18 protein-coding genes are annotated in these 17,836 nt (G+C 41.8%); 6 read left to right on the top strand and 12 right to left on the bottom strand.

Annotation, left to right across the window (positions count from 1 at the left end; genetic code table 11):
- Positions 1-212 precede the first annotated feature (212 nt).
- From AB6735_RS02350 to AB6735_RS02365, 4 genes are all read right to left on the bottom strand, one after another.
- Complete coding sequence (locus AB6735_RS02350) at positions 213-2,108, bottom strand: ATP-dependent DNA helicase RecQ (RefSeq protein ID WP_370994215.1); 1,896 nt, start codon at positions 2,106-2,108, stop codon at positions 213-215.
- A gap of 226 nt (positions 2,109-2,334) precedes the next feature.
- Positions 2,335-3,621 carry a citrate synthase gene (locus tag AB6735_RS02355; protein WP_370994216.1) on the bottom strand — a complete coding sequence of 429 codons (1,287 nt, stop codon included), beginning with the start codon at positions 3,619-3,621 and terminating at the stop codon, positions 2,335-2,337.
- Between the two features lie 343 nt (positions 3,622-3,964).
- Positions 3,965-4,498, bottom strand: coding sequence for a DUF3347 domain-containing protein (locus AB6735_RS02360; protein ID WP_370994217.1), 534 nt, complete (start codon positions 4,496-4,498; stop codon positions 3,965-3,967).
- A gap of 8 nt (positions 4,499-4,506) precedes the next feature.
- Positions 4,507-5,754 carry an ABC transporter permease gene (locus AB6735_RS02365; RefSeq protein ID WP_370994218.1) on the bottom strand — a complete coding sequence of 416 codons (1,248 nt, stop codon included), beginning with the start codon at positions 5,752-5,754 and terminating at the stop codon, positions 4,507-4,509.
- 248 nt (positions 5,755-6,002) lie between these two features.
- Between AB6735_RS02365 and queA the strand changes: the two genes are divergently transcribed.
- Together queA and AB6735_RS02375 are read left to right on the top strand one after the other, a co-directional pair.
- Positions 6,003-7,052, top strand: coding sequence for a tRNA preQ1(34) S-adenosylmethionine ribosyltransferase-isomerase QueA (gene queA, locus AB6735_RS02370; protein ID WP_090468721.1), 1,050 nt, complete (start codon positions 6,003-6,005; stop codon positions 7,050-7,052).
- Between the two features lie 80 nt (positions 7,053-7,132).
- Positions 7,133-7,861 carry a 2-C-methyl-D-erythritol 4-phosphate cytidylyltransferase gene (locus AB6735_RS02375; protein ID WP_370994219.1) on the top strand — a complete coding sequence of 243 codons (729 nt, stop codon included), beginning with the start codon at positions 7,133-7,135 and terminating at the stop codon, positions 7,859-7,861.
- Between the two features lie 41 nt (positions 7,862-7,902).
- On the opposite strand, the gene AB6735_RS02380 is transcribed toward AB6735_RS02375, so the two are convergent.
- From AB6735_RS02380 to AB6735_RS02390, 3 genes are all read right to left on the bottom strand, one after another.
- Positions 7,903-8,049 (bottom strand): lmo0937 family membrane protein, encoded by a 147-nt coding sequence (locus AB6735_RS02380; RefSeq protein WP_143013900.1) that lies wholly within the window; start codon positions 8,047-8,049, stop codon positions 7,903-7,905.
- 103 nt (positions 8,050-8,152) lie between these two features.
- Complete coding sequence (locus tag AB6735_RS02385) at positions 8,153-8,374, bottom strand: DUF2795 domain-containing protein (protein ID WP_002996718.1); 222 nt, start codon at positions 8,372-8,374, stop codon at positions 8,153-8,155.
- A 91-nt stretch (positions 8,375-8,465) separates the two neighbouring features.
- Positions 8,466-9,014 (bottom strand): cob(I)yrinic acid a,c-diamide adenosyltransferase, encoded by a 549-nt coding sequence (locus AB6735_RS02390; protein WP_370994220.1) that lies wholly within the window; start codon positions 9,012-9,014, stop codon positions 8,466-8,468.
- A gap of 251 nt (positions 9,015-9,265) precedes the next feature.
- Between AB6735_RS02390 and AB6735_RS02395 the strand changes: the two genes are divergently transcribed.
- Entirely contained in the window at positions 9,266-10,273 is a 1,008-nt protein-coding gene (locus tag AB6735_RS02395) for a chitinase (protein WP_370994221.1), read from the top strand.
- 14 nt (positions 10,274-10,287) lie between these two features.
- The gene (locus AB6735_RS02400; RefSeq protein ID WP_370994222.1) at positions 10,288-11,337 is read left to right on the top strand and encodes a cyanophycinase; all 1,050 of its coding nucleotides are present in this window, start codon (positions 10,288-10,290) and stop codon (positions 11,335-11,337) included.
- 58 nt (positions 11,338-11,395) lie between these two features.
- Here the strand turns inward: AB6735_RS02400 and AB6735_RS02405 are convergent, their stop codons facing one another.
- The 5 genes from AB6735_RS02405 to AB6735_RS02425 form a co-directional block, all read right to left on the bottom strand.
- Positions 11,396-13,042, bottom strand: a complete 1,647-nt coding sequence (locus tag AB6735_RS02405) for a serine hydrolase domain-containing protein (RefSeq protein WP_370994223.1) — start codon at positions 13,040-13,042, stop codon at positions 11,396-11,398.
- Positions 13,043-13,104: 62 nt separating this feature from the next.
- On the bottom strand, positions 13,105-13,920 hold the full coding sequence (locus tag AB6735_RS02410) for a helix-turn-helix domain-containing protein (RefSeq protein WP_370994224.1): 816 nt from the start codon (positions 13,918-13,920) through the stop codon (positions 13,105-13,107).
- Between the two features lie 48 nt (positions 13,921-13,968).
- Positions 13,969-14,709, bottom strand: a complete 741-nt coding sequence (locus AB6735_RS02415) for an ABC transporter ATP-binding protein (protein ID WP_370994225.1) — start codon at positions 14,707-14,709, stop codon at positions 13,969-13,971.
- Positions 14,710-14,826: 117 nt separating this feature from the next.
- Positions 14,827-15,117: an Asp-tRNA(Asn)/Glu-tRNA(Gln) amidotransferase subunit GatC gene (gene gatC, locus AB6735_RS02420; protein ID WP_370994226.1), complete on the bottom strand. Its 291-nt coding sequence runs from the start codon at positions 15,115-15,117 to the stop codon at positions 14,827-14,829.
- Entirely contained in the window at positions 15,114-15,845 is a 732-nt protein-coding gene (locus AB6735_RS02425; RefSeq protein WP_370994227.1) for a lysophospholipid acyltransferase family protein, read from the bottom strand. The genes gatC and AB6735_RS02425 overlap by 4 nt, the downstream gene beginning before the upstream one ends.
- Before the next feature lie 123 nt (positions 15,846-15,968).
- Here AB6735_RS02425 and trpS point away from each other — a divergent pair, with 123 nt between their 5' ends.
- Together trpS and AB6735_RS02435 are read left to right on the top strand one after the other, a co-directional pair.
- Positions 15,969-16,964, top strand: a complete 996-nt coding sequence (gene trpS, locus AB6735_RS02430) for a tryptophan--tRNA ligase (protein WP_370994228.1) — start codon at positions 15,969-15,971, stop codon at positions 16,962-16,964.
- A 136-nt stretch (positions 16,965-17,100) separates the two neighbouring features.
- A complete protein-coding gene (locus tag AB6735_RS02435; RefSeq protein ID WP_370994229.1) occupies positions 17,101-17,715 on the top strand; it encodes a deoxynucleoside kinase in 615 nt (204 codons plus the stop codon).
- The last annotated feature ends 121 nt before the right edge of the window (positions 17,716-17,836 follow it).

A 17,836-nucleotide genomic window follows, 5' to 3' on the forward strand; every position in this document is an offset into this window, starting at 1 on the left:
GACGATCGCACTAAAAAAACGTTACAGCAATATGGCCTGTAATAGTTGTACGCCGGGATTTTGTCGGTAAACAAAAGAATGTTGTCGGTGAAAACGGTGAAGAAAAAGAGCTGATTTTGTAAGTCTGTGGGTTGACGAGGCAAATACCACCAAAACAAGAATAAAACATATCACCTAAAACACAAAAGTCAAGACTTATAACTCATCACTTCTTATGCCAGGTAGTACTTTTCGCCGTCGGTTTTTATTTTGCCAGCATCCAGCAACAGGCGGATGGTTTCCATCTTTTCTTTTTCGGTACCTACGTTAATGGTATTTATCAGCGTACCTATATCCGGGGTGGATATGCCAAGCAATTGTATAATTTCGTGGATGATATTATCAAATATCTCGTCGGCATTTTTCTGGCGTTTCTCCTCCAGGCAAATATCACAAACGCCGCATTTACGGGCATTGGCTTCGTCAAAATAAGCCAGTAACATCTGGCTGCGGCATTTTTTTGCTGTAGCGTAAGCAAAAACCGCTTCCATTTTTTGACGATAGGTTTGCTTGCGCTCCTCTATATATTTTTTGTTAATAAAAAGACGATCAGCTTGCTGGCGCGGCTTTAAATAGGTTACCTGCGGCTGATCTGTCTGCTGTAAATAGCTAATGAGCCCAAAGCTCTGTAGCTGCATTAATCCGTCAATCACCTGCTGAACATTCAGGTTAGTGCGGCGCGACAGGTCATACTCCTTTAAGCGTACATAATTTTCAAATGAGCCGCCATATGAGCGCAGCAGCGTTTTTATAAAAGGGTCCCAACCTGCATTCTGTATCTGGAAATTATACAACACTTCGTTAACCACCTCGAACCGGAAACGTGACGGCAGAAACACACTTTCGTTGAATGAAAGGTATTCGTCTTTTTCCAAAAATTTGAGTGCATTGAGCGTTTTCACCGCATCAAGCTTAAAGCGACCACAAAAATCGCCCAGGTCAAGGTCAAAGCTCAGACCCTCACCCGCACCATAAGCCAGCTGATAATAATTAGCCAGGCAATGGTACACATGTTTGATCTCATCTACCGACGGAAAATTTAGCACAAACATTTTTTCCTGCCTTAGCCGGTCGGAATGGGTATATAGTAAAACAGCGTAGGCTTTTTGCTCGTCGCGGCCGGCGCGGCCACCTTCCTGATAATAGGCCTCCAGGCTTTCGGGCATATCTTTATGGATCACAAAACGCACGTCAGGCTTATCAATGCCCATACCAAACGCGTTGGTGGCTACAATGATACGCGTACGGTTATTTTTCCAGCTTTCCTGTTTTTCGGCCCGCTGATCCATGGATAAGCCGGCATGATAATAATCAGCTTTGAGACCATTTTCGTTGTAAAATTTGGCAATATCTGCAGCATCTCGCCGGCTGCGTACATAAACAATGCCGCTGCCTTTTATACCGCGGGCGATATCCAGCATCTTTTGCAACTTATTTTCGGCATTTTGTACTACATAGCTGATGTTTCGGCGTTCAAAACTTTGCTGGTAAACAACTCCGTCTTTGAATAATAATTTCTGCTGAATATCATCCTTCACTTCAGCCGTAGCGGTGGCTGTAAGAGCTAATACGGGTACTGTGGGGTGTAATTCCCGCAGATCGGCAATATGCAGGTATGGCGGGCGGAAATCATATCCCCATTGTGATATACAGTGCGCCTCATCAACAGCGATCAGGTTTACTTTCATATACCGGATCCGCTCTCGCACCAGTTCAGACAATAAACGCTCGGGTGACAGATACAGGAATTTAACCGAACCGTAAACACAATTATCCAGTGCCAGGTCTATCTCCCGTAAACCCATGCCCGACACGATGGATACCGCGTTGATGCCTTTAGCCTTCAGGTTTTCTACCTGGTCTTTCATCAGGGCTATCAGCGGCGATACTACAATACAGATCCCCTCTTTAGCCAACGCTGGCACCTGGAAACAAACAGATTTACCGCCACCGGTAGGTAATAAAGCCAAAGTATCGCGCCCCAATAAAACAGATTTGATGATCTCGGCCTGCATAGGCCGGAAACTATCGTGGTTCCAGTACTGTTTTAATATTTCCTCTATGGTCATGTGGTTCATGGTAGTTCATGGATCATAGTTGATGGTTCATAGATAACCGTCTGAAGGCAGTCGGAAACAAATTTGTCATCCTCACTTGCAAACTACAAACATATTCATTCAAAGTCAGAGACTTCGAATGACTTGAAAAAAAATAGCGATGACTTAATCATCGCTATTTTTAATAGTTGAAGACCATGAACTATGAACCATCAACTATGATCTATGAACCAAAAATTTATCTTTTTTTCACGTCAACATATTCCTTATCAGTATCGCCGGTGTAGATCTGGCGCGGGCGACCGATAGGCTCTTTATTTTCTTTCATTTCTTTCCATTGCGCTATCCATCCCGGTAAACGGCCCAGAGCAAACAGTACAGTGAACATTTCGGTTGGGAAACCTAATGCACGGTAAATGATGCCTGAGTAAAAATCAACGTTCGGGTATAACTTACGCTCCACAAAATATGGATCCTTCAGGGCTACTTCTTCCAGCTTTTTGGCTATTTCCAGAACCTCGTCATTGATGCCCAGTTTCTCTAATATATCGTCGCAGGCCTTTTTGATGATCTTGGCACGCGGGTCGAAATTTTTATATACACGGTGACCAAATCCCATCAAACGGAACGGATCATTTTTATCTTTTGCTTTGGCTATCCATTTATCAGTATCGCCGCCATCGTTCTTGATCTTCTCCAGCATCTCGATAACCGCCTGGTTAGCACCACCATGAAGCGGGCCCCATAATGCAGATATACCGGCAGAAATTGAAGCGTACAAGTTAGCATCAGACGAACCTACTATACGTACCGTTGATGTTGAACAGTTTTGCTCATGATCGGCATGCAGGATAAGTAATTTATTCATTACATCAACCACTACCCTGTCAACCTTATAATCTTCCGTACGTTCGGCAAAGGTCATGTACAGGAAGTTGGTTACATAGTCGTATTTATTTTGAGGATACACAACCGGATGGCCCAATGATTTTTTGTAGATCCATGATACTACCGTGCTCATTTTAGCCAATAGTTTTATGATCTCCAGGTTAACTTCCTCGGTCGAAAGACCTTGTTTTAATGATTCCGGATTGAAAGCAGCCAAAGCGCCAATCAATGATGACAACTGCCCCATTGGATGTGATTTTGACGGAAAACCATCAAAAAACTTTTTCATATCCTCATGAACCAGCGTATGGCGGCTTATCTGGTATTGAAAATCGGTAAGCTGCTGCTCACTTGGCAATTCGCCGTAAATAAGCAGATAAGCTACTTCAATGAAGCTGGCGTTTTCGGCCAGTTGCTCAATCGGGTAGCCACGATATTTTAATATGCCTTTTTCTCCATCTAAAAAAGTGATGGCACTTTTGGTAGCACCTGTATTTTTATAGCCGATATCCAGCGTTACATAACCGCTTTGATCCCGGAGTTTTGAAATATCAATAGCTTTTTCACCTTCTGTACCCTCAATTACCGGGAGGTCAAATGTTTTATCACCAATCTTTAGTTGTGCTGTATCCGACATAGAAAATAATTGTTGCAACAAATGTAATTAAATCTGTGTGTTATAACCATCCAGATCGTTTACTGTTTGTAAATTTTATGTGCAAATCTATCATTTAGTATCAAGTAGTCAGTATCAAGTTTCAAGATTTTTGAAATTTCCGAATGCAGAACTGCAGCGGTCTTAATTTTAGTATCAAGTAGCTGGTATCGAGTATCAGGATTTTTGAAATTCCCGATGCTCAGCCATCGCAGTCATAATTTAAGTATCAAATAGTCGGTGTCGAGATTCTTAAAATCCCCTTAGTACAAAGCAAAAATCGTCTTGATACTTGATACTAACTACTTGATACTTATACTGAAATTTAATTGATCTGCTCTTTAACCTGTCCGCAGGTTTTCATATGCTCAGGAAAATAGGGATTTTCGATGGCTTTGTTTACCGATAGCCAGTAGCCGCCTTTGCCACCATCAGCCATTGGGCAAAAATCAACATATATGGGAGCTGATTTGAACCTGGCACCTTTTAAAAGACCAATGACGTCTTTGCTTAATATCAAAAACGCGTCGCGTTGTGCTTTGATATCATCGCTTGTTGCTATCTGATGAGCAAGCGCAGCCGTTTCGGTACAACCTTTTATGCCGGCCAGTTTATCCTCCAGCATACCGGCAGTACTCTTAATACCCTTTACATTTGATCTCAGAAACTGATTTTTGAGACCTATATAATTATTAAATACATCAGCGGTGTTTGATGTATCTGCTACTTTAGCTACGATAGTTTTGGAACTATCTGGTTTTTCTGTTGTTTCCTGTGTGGGTTTATTAGCTTGTTTACAGGCGGCTACAGTTATAATGAGGCCAGCAAATAAAGTACTGTTGAAAAGATTGATCTTCATATCGGTAATTAATTTGTGCGTATGGCTTCAACAGGATCAAGCCTTGAAGCGGAGTACGCCGGAATAATGCCCGAAATTACACCTATTCCCAAAGAAAAACCTAAACCCTTTAAAATATTGTTGATATCCAGCACTACCTGTACATCAAATAGCGCTTTGGCCCCGAAGGTTGAAAAATACACCAGTAAAAGTCCTACTAAACCTCCCAACAAACAAAGCACAATGGATTCGATCAAAAATTGGAGAAGTATAAAATAGTTTTTAGCACCCAGCGATTTCTGAATGCCTATAATATTGGTACGCTCTTTTACTGATACAAACATGATATTAGCTATACCAAAACCACCCACCAGCATCGAGAACAAACCGATAATAAAGCCTCCTTTATTTACGATACTGAAAAGATCGTCCAGGGCATTGGTAAGCATTGTGGTGCGGTTTAGCGAAAAGTTATCTTCCTGTCCGGGACGCAGGCTCATGATCGAGCGCATTAATCCCCGCAGCTCGCTTTCCACATCGTCAACCGGGATACCTTTTTTACCCCTTACAATAATTTGCGGGCCATATTTTTCAGCTTGTACATCAATCAGGTTGTGCGCAAAATTAAGCGGTAACAAAACCTCTTTATCTGTTGATATGCCCAGCATGTCCTTTCCTTGTTTTGAAAACACACCTACCACTGTAACATAACGATTTAATACTTTGATCTGTTTACCAACAGCATCACCTGCCGGAAACAGGTTTTCGGCAATATCAAAGCCAATATTAACAACCGGCGCTCCCGTTTTCGATTCCATTTCAGTAAAATACCTGCCGCTCGCAAAATCAAAGTTCCAGGTTTTATCATGATCTTTTGATGCGGCATCTATTTGTGCCCCTTCAACGGTATTACTTTTATACTTAATGGTACGGTTATCTATTGATACTTCGTATGATAATGCTTCGGCGGTTTGGCTTCGGCGCTGCAGCTCCTCAAAATTGCGCAGCTTGGGTACCGGGCGCTGTAAGTATTTCCACCACGGAAAATCACTGCCGCCAACCCAGGGCCATTTTTGGATGTAAACACTATTATTACCCAGTTTATCAACACTCTTTTGCAGATTATTACGCAAGGTGTCTACAGCCGAAAAAACCGCGATGATCGTGAATATGCCAATGGTTACACCAAGTAAGGAAAGCATGGTGCGCAACTTATTTTGCCTTAGCGCATCATAAGCAAACAAAAAGCTTTCTCTGAAAAGTTTTAAAAATAACATACAACTTATTTTGATCTCGATGGTTAATTATTCTGCTACACCGACTTATAAACCGCAATGGCGAATATTTTTGTAAAAAATATACCGGTGTGGAATATTTAGTTTTTTAGACGATATTACAGCTGTTAAGTTACATTCTTTTTATATATAAACTGAATAATATCCAAATCATGTTGTTCATAAAAAAATCCGTGAAAGTAACAAAAAAAATTCATACATTTGCGCCCTGAAAATTCATAAATACAAGCATGAAATTATCTCAATTCAAATTCAATTTACCCGAATCATTAGTAGCACACAACCCATCTGCCACCCGCGACGAAGCCCGGTTAATGGTTTTACACAAAGATTCAGGAAAAATTGAGCATAAAATATTTAAAGATGTACTGGATTATTTTGATGATCAGGATGTAATGATCCTGAATAACACCAAAGTATTTCCTGCACGTTTGTATGGTAATAAAGAAAAAACAGGCGCCACAATTGAAGTATTTTTATTACGCGAACTTAATAAGGAATTACGTTTATGGGATGTACTGGTTGATCCGGCCCGTAAAATACGCGTAGGTAATAAATTATATTTTGGTGACGACGATCTGCTGATTGCTGAAGTTGTAGATAACACTACTTCACGCGGCCGCACCATCCGTTTCTTATTTGATGGTACCGACGAGGAATTCCGCAGAAACGTGGAGATCCTGGGCGAAACACCACTGCCAAAATACATTAAACGCAAGGCTACTGCCGAAGATAAAGAGCGTTACCAAACCATTTTTGCCAAGCACGAAGGCGCTGTTGCCGCCCCTACCGCTGGTTTACACTTTAGTCGCGAGCTCATGAAACGCCTGGAGTTAAAAGGTGTTGATTTTGCCGAAGTTACCCTGCATGTTGGTTTAGGTACTTTCCGCCCGGTTGAGGTGGAAGATTTGACCAAGCATAAAATGGATTCCGAGCAATTCATTATCGAGCAAAAACAAGCTGATATCGTAAACCGTGGCATCGAGCGTAAAAAACGCATCTGTGCCGTTGGCACTACTTCGATGCGTGCCATTGAATCGGCAGTATCTGCTGGTAAAACATTGAAAGCCGCTAACGACTGGACAAGCAAGTTCATTTTCCCGCCGTATGATTTCAGCATTGCCAACAGCATGATCACCAATTTCCACACACCGGAATCAACCTTGTTGATGATGGTATCGGCATTTGGTGGTTATGAGCATGTAATGAACGCTTACGAAGTTGCAGTTAAAGAAAAATATCGCTTTTACAGCTATGGCGATGCCATGCTGATCATCTAAGTTTAGATATGGGATATAAGATTTGAGATATGAGACTTTCTTGTATCTCATTTTTTTTGCCTTAGATTTGGGTAAATTTTATGGACGATCAAAATCTCATATCTCATATCTCACATCTCACATCTAATAAAAACTACGCCATTATAGTAGCGGGCGGTACAGGCACCCGGATGCAATCAGCTGTTCCAAAGCAATTCTTGTTGCTTAACGGCTTACCTGTTTTAATGCATACTATAAAGGCTTTTACCCAATCGGCTATAAAACCTAATATCATTTTAGTTTTACCGGGCGCCTATCATGATTACTGGAAAGAGCTTTGCCACACCCATCAATTTGATACGCCCCACACTTTAGTAATTGGCGGCGAAACACGCTTTCATTCTGTCAGGAACGGGCTTCATCAGATACCTGCCGATGACAGCACTCTGGTAGCCGTTCACGATGCCGTACGGCCACTTACCAGCAATCATATTATCGAAACCTCATATCAGTACGCCCGGGAACATGGCAATGCGGTTACGGCCGTTAAAAGCCGCGATTCGGTGAGGCAACTGATCAATGGCAGATCTGTAAGCCTATTGAGAGATCAGATCTATCTGATACAAACCCCGCAAACGTTTAAAGCAGATTTGTTAAAAAAAGCTTACGAACAGCCCTATAACGAAAGTTTTACAGATGATGCCAGCGTAGTTGAACCATATGGTGTCGAGGTACATCTCACCGAAGGCAGTCCTCAAAATATTAAGATCACTTTTCCGGAAGATATTGCCATTGCAGAACTGCTTTTAAATAAAAAGCCAACGGCCTGAGGCCATTGGCTTAAAATCTTAATTGCATGAGCAGGTAATTGCTATGCCCTGCGGATAATTCCTAAAAGTACAGCTATAATAGCTATAACCAATAAAATGTGGATCAGTCCGGTGGCATGACCAAAGAAAAACCCAAATATCCATCCTATTACCAGGATAACGGCGATAATGTACAATAGACCTCTCATTTTGATATGTTTTAAGTGATAAATATTTTAGGTTTATTACTAAAATCATTCCAAAATGCGATATCCATAAAAAAAGCCCTCCGTAAGAGGGCTTTTAATGTTGCTAATATTCGTCTTCGTTAAAAAAGAAATCGTCTTTTGTCGGATAATCAGGCCATATTTCCTCGATATTTTCATACGGTTCACCATCGTCTTCTAGTGCCTGCAGGTTTTCAATAACCTCAACAGGAGCTCCTGAACGGATAGCATAATCAATTAATTCATCCTTTGTTGCGGGCCAGGGCGCATCTTCAAGGTGAGATGCCAGTTCAAGTGTCCAATACATGTTTCTCTATTTATATTTATTTCAGTAAATTAACTTTTTCGCAAAAGTATAATATTTTCAATTGAAAAATCAAGTTTTTTTTTCGCATTTTTTACATGCGGGGTATCCATTGATTTTCAGGTATTTTATGCTCATTTGCAATCTTACGTGCTAAAGTGAACAGGTAATCGCTCAATCTGTTCAAATAAATGTTCACTTTTTCATCAACCGGGCTTTCTTCGGCCAAATGAACGGTTATTCTTTCGGCCCGCCGGCAAATACATCTTGCAATATGGCAAAACGAAATGGTATTATTTCCGCCTGGCAAAATAAAATGACGCAATTCAGGCAATTTTTCGTTCATGGCATCCATTTCCTGTTCCAGTAACTCCACATCGGTCATATACAGATCGGGGATTACCATTTTTGATCTTTCCGGATCGGCAGCCAATGAGGAGCCTATAGTAAACAATCTGTCCTGTATCTGCTTCAATATGTCCTTATCATGGTCAGTAATATCCTGATCGCGGATGAGGCCGATATAGGAATTTAGTTCGTCAACAGTTCCATAACTCTCAATTCGTATATGGTGTTTGGCAACCCGGGTTCCTCCTATTAATGATGTAAACCCCTTATCACCCGTTTTAGTATATATCTTCATATTTTATCCGGCAGCATTTATACTTTAAGTTCAATATACGTGTATATATTTTGTATCGATACCATTGTAGTATAATTTTTGCTAATAAAGTGTAAATTTTTAAATGATACGCTTAAACTTGCATTTAGTTGATGGTTCATTGATCATAGTTCATAGTTAAAAAGTTACTTTACGACGTTTTAAGAAATTCAGCTGTACAATCATGAGCTATGATCCATGAACGATAATCTATAACTATAAAACTACTAATCATGAGATCGATCATATTATCATCAAAACTTGTCATTATACCCTTTGCAGCATTAGTGGTCTCGGCTTTTAGTTGCGGCAATAGTAATAGCTCCAAAGTCCCTGCTGTGAAAAACGCCGGTCAAAAAACGGCATCTATTTCAACATTAATCAGCGAAAAGCAATTCAATGATCTTTTTCCGCAACGCGATAAGTTTTACACTTATGCGGCCTTCATCAAGGCTGCCGATGAATTGGGCCAGATAAGAATAAAGGTCTCCCGAAGGGCAACATCTGTTTATCAATATATTCGTACAGATAAAAAAACGGGCAAAACAAGCGTTGTTCGCCAGGATGTGGATTGGAATGAGGACTGGGCCAAAAAGAAACCCGACAGCACTTTTACCGTAGATTACGGGAACTTTTGTACCCAATTTGGTACCGAAGCTAATAAAAAGGAACTGGCCGCATTTTTCGCGCACATAGCTCATGAAACCCGCCACGGGGTAAACGCCACTTATACCGATGGCCTGATGTTTATCCATGAAAGCAACACCAGCCAGGCTTATATTGCCGAGAGCGACGAATATCCGCCTGTTGCCGGCAAAAAGTATTATGGCCGCGGCCCCATGCAGCTAAGCTATAATGGTAACTATGGTCTGGCTTCTACCTGTATATTTGGTGATCCCAAAATTCTCTTAAACAATCCCGACCTGGTAGAGACCGACCCCATAGTAGCTTTTAAAGCAGCCATTTATTTCTGGATGACGCCAGAAACACACAAACCATCGGCACATGATGTGATGACGGGCAAATGGCAGCCCAACGCGGTTGACAAAGCAAAAGGCCGTACCCCTGGCTTTGGCATGACCATTAACATTGTAAATGGTGAGGTAGAATGTAATAAAGGCGAAAACATGTACAACATGAATGACCGCATTGGTTTTTACCAGTTCTTTTTAAAGAAACTGGGTATTACCGATGCCAACTGCGCCTGCTCATGCGGTAAAATGGAACCTTATAAGTATTAAGCGTATATTTACCTATGCGTTTTTTTCTTTCGATAATTACTCTGTTGGGCTTTAGCCTTTTGGCAGGAGCATACCCTATACCTGATACCTTAAAAAAAGACAAGCACATCCACGGTCGCCCGGCGTCGATTGGCATTGTAGGCGATACTGCCAATGTAAATACACCAGTTAAAGCCGGCCTGGTGATGATAGGTGGCGGCCGGGATGTTGACGAAGCTTTTAAGTGGATGATAGACCGCAGCGGCGGCGGCGATGTGGTGATCATCCGGGCATCGGGAAAGGATGGCTATAACCCCTACATATATGGGCTGGGTAAGGTAAATTCGGTAGAGACTCTTAAAATTGATTCCAGGGAGCTGGCCAATAACGATACAGTTGTCTATATCATTCGCAATGCCGAAATGCTATTTATTTCGGGCGGCGATCAATCAAACTATATGAACTACTGGCGTGGCACCAAAACTATGGATGCCATCAATTACCTGCTCAATGTAAAACATGCGCCGGTTGGCGGCACCAGCGCTGGTTGTGCTATTATGGGTGGTATCTATTACAGCGGCGAAAATGCCAGCGTTACTTCCGATCAGGCTCTGGTCAATCCCTACAATCCGTTGATAACATTATATCATGATGATTTGCTTCATGCTCCATTCCTCCAATCGGTAATCACCGATCAACACTATATTACCCGTGACAGGCAGGGCCGTCACGTGGCCTTTTTAAGTCGGATTGCTAAAGACTGGCACTTATTTGCTAACGGCATAGCGGCTGATGAGCATACCGCGGTTTGTGTCGACGAAACGGGGCATGCGGTAGTATTTGGTACCAGCAAGGCCTACTTTTTATTGACCAATAACCAAAAACCACCCGAAACATGCGAACCAGGCAAGCCTTTAACCTGGGACAATAGCCAACAGGCCATTCGGGTTTATGAAGTGCAGGGGTCAGCGGCCGGCAACGGAAGTTTTGATGTAAGCAATTTTAACCCAACACAGGCATCGGGCGGTAAATGGCAATGGTGGTGGGTAGAAGCAGGAAAATTAAAACGACAGGAGGCGAAGTAATTCCCCGTAGCCAGTTCAAGGGTCTAACGCTGGAACTACAATTTGGGTCAAACATAACCTATTTCAATACCGCCGGTAAAATATATTGCTGCATCATTTTATCAACTTGCGGATGAGCGTAAGGACTGTTATAAGCCGTGGCCGTAACAATTACAACCAATGGCACATCAGTAAACACAAATATTTTGTTACCGCCGTTGCCCGAGCAATAAAAGGTTTCGTATAGTTTATTATTGACAGTATAAGTCTTATTCCAGAACAAATAGCCATAATACCCTTCGCCCACCACATCTTTTGGCAAGGTAAGATATTTAGTGAACGATTGCTTTACCCAGCTTTCGGGGATAATCTGTTTACCGTTCCATGTCCCATTGTTTTTGTATAACTGCCCGAATTTGGCATAATCCAATGAACGCATTTGCAATCCACCGGCAGTACTGGGAACATGTTGAGGAGAATATGGCCATTGATATTTTGTTATTCCTAAAGGCTTAAACAAATTTCTATCCGCGTATTTTTCTAAGCCTCCGGGTACAGATTTATTGATAATGTGGCCCAGAAGTGTAGCTCCAGCTGTAAAATAGTTCCATTGTTTGCCGGCTGTTTTGGTACTGTCTATACGAAGATCAAGCGTAAATTTTGCCCAATCAGGTGTAGGGTACATATTTTCCTCGTTCCCGGGCGAATCGCTGTCATCATCATCCCCGTCAAATATGGAGCTCATAGTGAGCAGACTTTTTAACGTAATGCCTTCTTTCCGGGGCGAATAATTGTTAAATTTTTTGAGGTCGTAAAAATCTTTTAACGTTTGGTTTTCGCTTTTAATAAATCCGTCATGAATGGCAATACCCATCATGGCCGAAGCGAAAGTTTTACCCACCGAACGGGGATCATGTAATGAATCGCGCGAGCTGCCATTAAAATATTCCTCGATCAATAATTTGCCGTTTTTAATGACTATAACGCTGGTGATCTGCTTAAACCTGTTGCCCGCTATGAGACCATTCATTTCCATGATCCTCTTTCTATCAAAATCAGCTGTTGATACCTGCCAACCGCTATTAGGCTTAATCGACTGTATTTCCACCTCCTTCTCATCCACCGGAGGGTTGGTAAATCTTATCTCACCTTGTGCTATCAATTCTCCCGTCCTCAGTTCGGGGATGTCTACATAAGGCCTTACCTCAATTTTCAACTGGTGGATACCAGTTGTAAGCGCGTTTTCGCCACCGTGTATCATGAACCTTCCCCAAAGAAAACGTCCCCAGGAACTTTCGCCTCCATTACTGATGAGTGGGATAAATATGGTGGTTTTTGTATTTTTTACAATAGGTAAGTTGGCGCCTTTATGGAGGTTTTCCTGATATATCTGTTTGCTATCTACATAAAAAGTAAATTGAAAATTCCCTTTGTTTAAATCCGCTATACTTAAATCCGGATTAAGTTGGTGTTGATAATTGGTTAAAGAATTGGCTAATAAAAGCCGCATATACAAATTATTTGCAGCTTTGGCCGTGTAACCGCTTAGCAAATCTGACTGTTTCAAACTTTCAAGCGGGATGGTATCAGCCTCAAAAACAATTTTACCGGTATTCGCTTTTTGAATAGCTGACGTAATGGGTTCTGGTTCGATGATATTACCAGTTTGCGCGTATAATTTACATGTAGCCGCAATTATTGAGAGTATAAGAAAATAGCGTTTCATTTTTTCTTTTTGTTAAGATTTTACAAAATTGCCTTAATTAACATAGTCAAAATAGAACAGAATTAACATGCCCGCATAAGCAACTTACGGTAGGCCGATGGATTGGCATCGCTAAACTGTTTAAAGCTGCGCAAAAAGTGGCTCTGGTCTGCAAAACCACATTGAAAAGCAATATCTGTTAACGACAAATGGTGGTTATGCAACAAGGAAAATGATCTTTCGACCTTTAACTTCCTGATATACTCGCCCAGATTACAATTAAAATATTTTGAAAAATCACGGGAAAGATGAACCGGATGAATTTGTAACTGAGCCGACAGATCATCAAGTGTGTGCTTTTGAGCAAACTCATCTGCCAGGATCTCTTTTATTTTTTTGGCCCAAAGCGGCACCCGTTGTGTTGAGCTTAATTTACCCGTCTGCATTTTGACCAGTGTTTGCAACAATAGGGCCTCAACAGAAAGAGCGGTTACCTCATCGTCAATTTTTGATTCTTTAAAGAGCCTGTATAACAAAAATTTAACATCTGGGTCATTGATGGTGAAACTGCCCTGAATTTTATCCTGAGAAAGATTAAACCCATCAAACCAGTTTTTTTGTAGTTCGATGTGGAAACCACGCGTAAAGCCTTTGGGTTTTATATTGTAATGTGGATCTTGCCAGTTATGAAACAGCAAACTACCTGCCGAGCAATTGTAAATTTCTTTCTTGTTGCCTTCAATAACATGGCCGGCTAATATAAAAGTGAAGTAGGCATTTTCGTGATAGTGCCAATCTACCTTATCATGGGTGTATTCGGTATCTGTTAAAGTAATCCCTTTTAAACAGATAGTTTGATTGGTTTGTCCGTAAAAGCTTCCAGTTTGTAAATGTTTCACGGATGATTGGATTTTCTTGATTCCTGACTCTAATGGACATGTCCCTTTCTACACCTCCTCTACCTTGCGGTTTACGGTTTGGATCTCTGTATTGGCGTAATCCTTCTCTATCAAACCATCGCGCATGCGTACAATGCGGTGTGCATGCAGAGCTATATCTTCTTCGTGCGTTACTAAGATGATGGTATTGCCTTTGGCGTGGATATCTTCTATCAGGCCCATAATCTCGATGGATGTTTTGGTATCAAGGTTACCCGTAGGCTCATCGGCCAAAATAATGGATGGATTGTTGATCAATGCACGGGCTACGGCTACACGCTGCCGCTGACCACCCGATAATTCATTAGGCTTATGATCAATACGATTACCCAAACCTACATTTTTAAGTGCGTTGGTAGCACGTTCTGTACGGTTTTCTTTGTTAACCCCGGCATAAATCAACGGCAGGGCCACATTATCAAGGGCGGTATTACGGGGCAATAAGTTAAACGTCTGGAAAACGAAACCAATCTCGGAGTTACGCACCTCAGCCAGCTCGTTATCGGTCATGTGGCTTACGTTGATACCGTTCAGAATATACTCGCCTTTTGAAGGGGTATCGAGGCAACCCAGGATATTCATCAGGGTGGATTTTCCCGAACCTGAAGGGCCCATCAATGCTACAAACTCGCCTTTATTGATATTCAGGGTAACCGACTTCAGCGCGTGGATCACCTCGGCACCGATCACGTACTTACGCCCGATATCTTTAATGGTTATTAATGGCTTGTCAGTATTCAATGGCTCCATATAATATTTTTGGTTTTGACTAAGATATGCCTGTGAAGTTACAGATAATTCAAAATTAAAAAGCCAAAGTTCAAAAGTGCAATGAACGGGTTTTGACTTTTAATTTCGACTTTTGACTTATTTCTCAATCACTTTAGCAACCAGGAAGTAGTTCTCATCATGTTTTGGGGCGTTTTCAAGCGCTTCCTGATGGGTTATCTGTTGTTTTACCACATCATCGCGCAACACATTGACATCGCTGGTCATGTAAACCAGGGGTTCAACACCTGTTGTATCCAGTTCATTCAGTTTTGCCATAAAGTCGAGGATCTTGCTCATATCCTTAATCATTTCCTGTTTTTCTGTTTCGCTGAGTTCCAAACGGGCCAGGTGGGCAACTTTTTCAACTGTTTCTTTATCAATGGTCATGCCTGTTGCAATTTTTGTTTAATAATAGCGTGAACCTCATCTCGAAGCGCGTCGGCATCATCTGAAGTTAAATGGGCCGTTTCAATGGGTTTATGTACAAATATATCACAAATTCCGGGTCTGCTGCCAAATTCTAAACCGGTATCCCAAAGTACCTTCCAGGTATCGGGGCAGCTGATCGGAATAATAGGAACCTTCATTTCAATAGCCAGCCTGAATGGGCCATTCTTAAACGCGTGTAAGGCAGGCGGATAAACATCGGGGATAGTACCTTCGGGAAATATCACCATACTTACTCCTTCATTTAATTTTTCGGCTGCTTTTTTAAACGCCCGGAAAGACGACATTTTACTTTCGCGGTTAACGGTGATATCAATAGTGTTAAAAAAGAAGTTCAGTATAAAATGACTACGGAGCTCCTCCTTAGCCATAAAACAATGGTTATTACGCAAATGCACACTGATGGCGGATACATCAAGATTGGAGGTATGATTAGGACAGATGACATAGGTACGGCTCCAGTCAATAGGTGCTTCGAAGGTAGCCCGATAAAATATGCCCGAGAATGCCGAGCTGATAAAGGCGATAAATTGCCGCAGCTTATTAATGTACCGGTAAAGTTTCGGCCTTTTGGAGAGCAGGAACAACAACGGCCAGAAAAGTATAAAAAAAAACCCTACACTATACCTGTAAAAATAAGTGTGAATCCTTTTCAATGCTAATTTCATGGCGACCAAAATTAGAAAAAATACTCAATCGCCACAGGCTAAACTGTTATGTTAAATATCAACACCTTTCAATATCATATTCATCTCCACCAAAAATAGAAAAATTCCTTACTTTCGCAGCCTATGGAAACTGTTGTTAGTGGCATCCGTTCAACCGGAAATCTGCACTTAGGAAATTACTATGGAGCGCTGCAAAATTTTATAAAAATGCAGTCGGAATATAACTGCTTTTTTTTTATCGCCGACCTGCACTCCTTAACTACGCACCCTACCCCTGCCGACCTGCACACCAACGTAAAGCAGGTTTTGGTAGAGTACCTGGCAGCGGGCATTGATCCGGATAAGGCTACTATCTATGTACAATCAGACGTACCTGAGATTGCCGAATTATACCTGTACCTCAACATGAACGCCTACCTGGGCGAGCTGGAACGCGCAACTTCCTTTAAGGATAAGGTGCGTGCCAACCCCGATAACGTGAACGCTGGTCTGCTTACCTACCCGGTATTAATGGCTGCCGATATCATTATCCATAAAGCAACCAAAGTACCTGTAGGTAAAGATCAGGAACAACACCTGGAAATGGCCCGCACCTTTGGCAACCGTTTTAACAGGCTGTACAACCACGATTATTTCCCCGAACCGTATGCTTTTAGCTACAGCGATAACCTGGTAAAAATTCCGGGGCTTGACGGTAAAGGAAAAATGGGCAAATCAGAAGGTGAAGGCAATGCCATTTTCCTGGGTGATACACCCGAAGCCATCCGCAAAAAGGTAATGCGCGCGGTGACGGATGCGGGCCCAACCGTTGAAAACCAAACCAAACCACAAGAGATCCAGAATTTATTCGATCTGATGAAAGTAGTTTCGTCGGCAGATACACTGGCTCATTTCGATAACCTGTACAATACCTGCAGCATCCGTTACGGCGACCTGAAAAAGCAACTGGCCGAAGATATGATCATAGCCACCGCCCCTATCCGCGACCGTATCAATGCTATTGCCAACGATGCCGCTTACCTGAGTAAAGTGGCCCAGCACGGTGCCGATAAAGCCCGCGAAAGCGCTTCAAAAACCATACGTGAGGTAAGGGAAATTATAGGTTTCAGGAAATTTTAATAAGTTCATTGTTGATAGTTCATTGTTCATAGTGTATTTTTAGGGACTAGATTTTGGTGAAGAATAAATGTTCAAAGCTATTTTTCTGCTACTACTATGATCTATGAACTATTATCCATGAACTAAAACCCAACGTATGCACATAGCTATTGTAGGAAACATAGGAGCGGGCAAAACTACCCTCACCGAAATGCTGGCCCGGAACTATGGATGGGAACCGCTGTTTGAAGCCGTTGACAACAATCCATACCTCGAAGATTTTTACAGCGACATGAAACGCTGGAGCTTTAATCTCCAGATCTATTTCCTGAACAGCCGTTACCGCCAGATTGTGGATATACAAAAAAGCGGGCGCAATATTCTGCAGGATCGTACCATTTATGAGGATGCCTATATTTTTGCCGAAAACCTGCATGATATGGGTCTGATGACCAGTCGCGATTACGAAAACTACCAATCCATCTTTGATAATATTACCGAGTTCATTAAACCACCCGATCTGCTGGTTTACCTCAAAGCATCAGTACCTACCTTGGTCAGCAACATACAACGCCGCGGCCGGGAATATGAAATAGGTATCCGTCTGGATTATCTTTCCAAACTGAACGAGAAGTACGACAAATGGATAAAAAACTACAAGCTGGGTAAACTATTAATATTGGATAAAGACAATCTTGATTTTGCCAACAATACCGAAGATATGGCCACGATTGTTCAACTGATTGAACGCGAAATTAACGGGTTGTTTTAGTGAGGTTCGAGGGGCGTGGATCGAGGTTTGGGTTGGTTTGGCGGAAAAACAAATCATATACTCACAACTGATAAGACGAAACACAAAACCCGCAACCGATAACTCAAAACACACAACACGA

Origin of the sequence: Mucilaginibacter sp. RCC_168, assembly GCF_041355315.1 — a bacterium.
In the GTDB taxonomy this organism is placed as follows: domain Bacteria; phylum Bacteroidota; class Bacteroidia; order Sphingobacteriales; family Sphingobacteriaceae; genus Mucilaginibacter.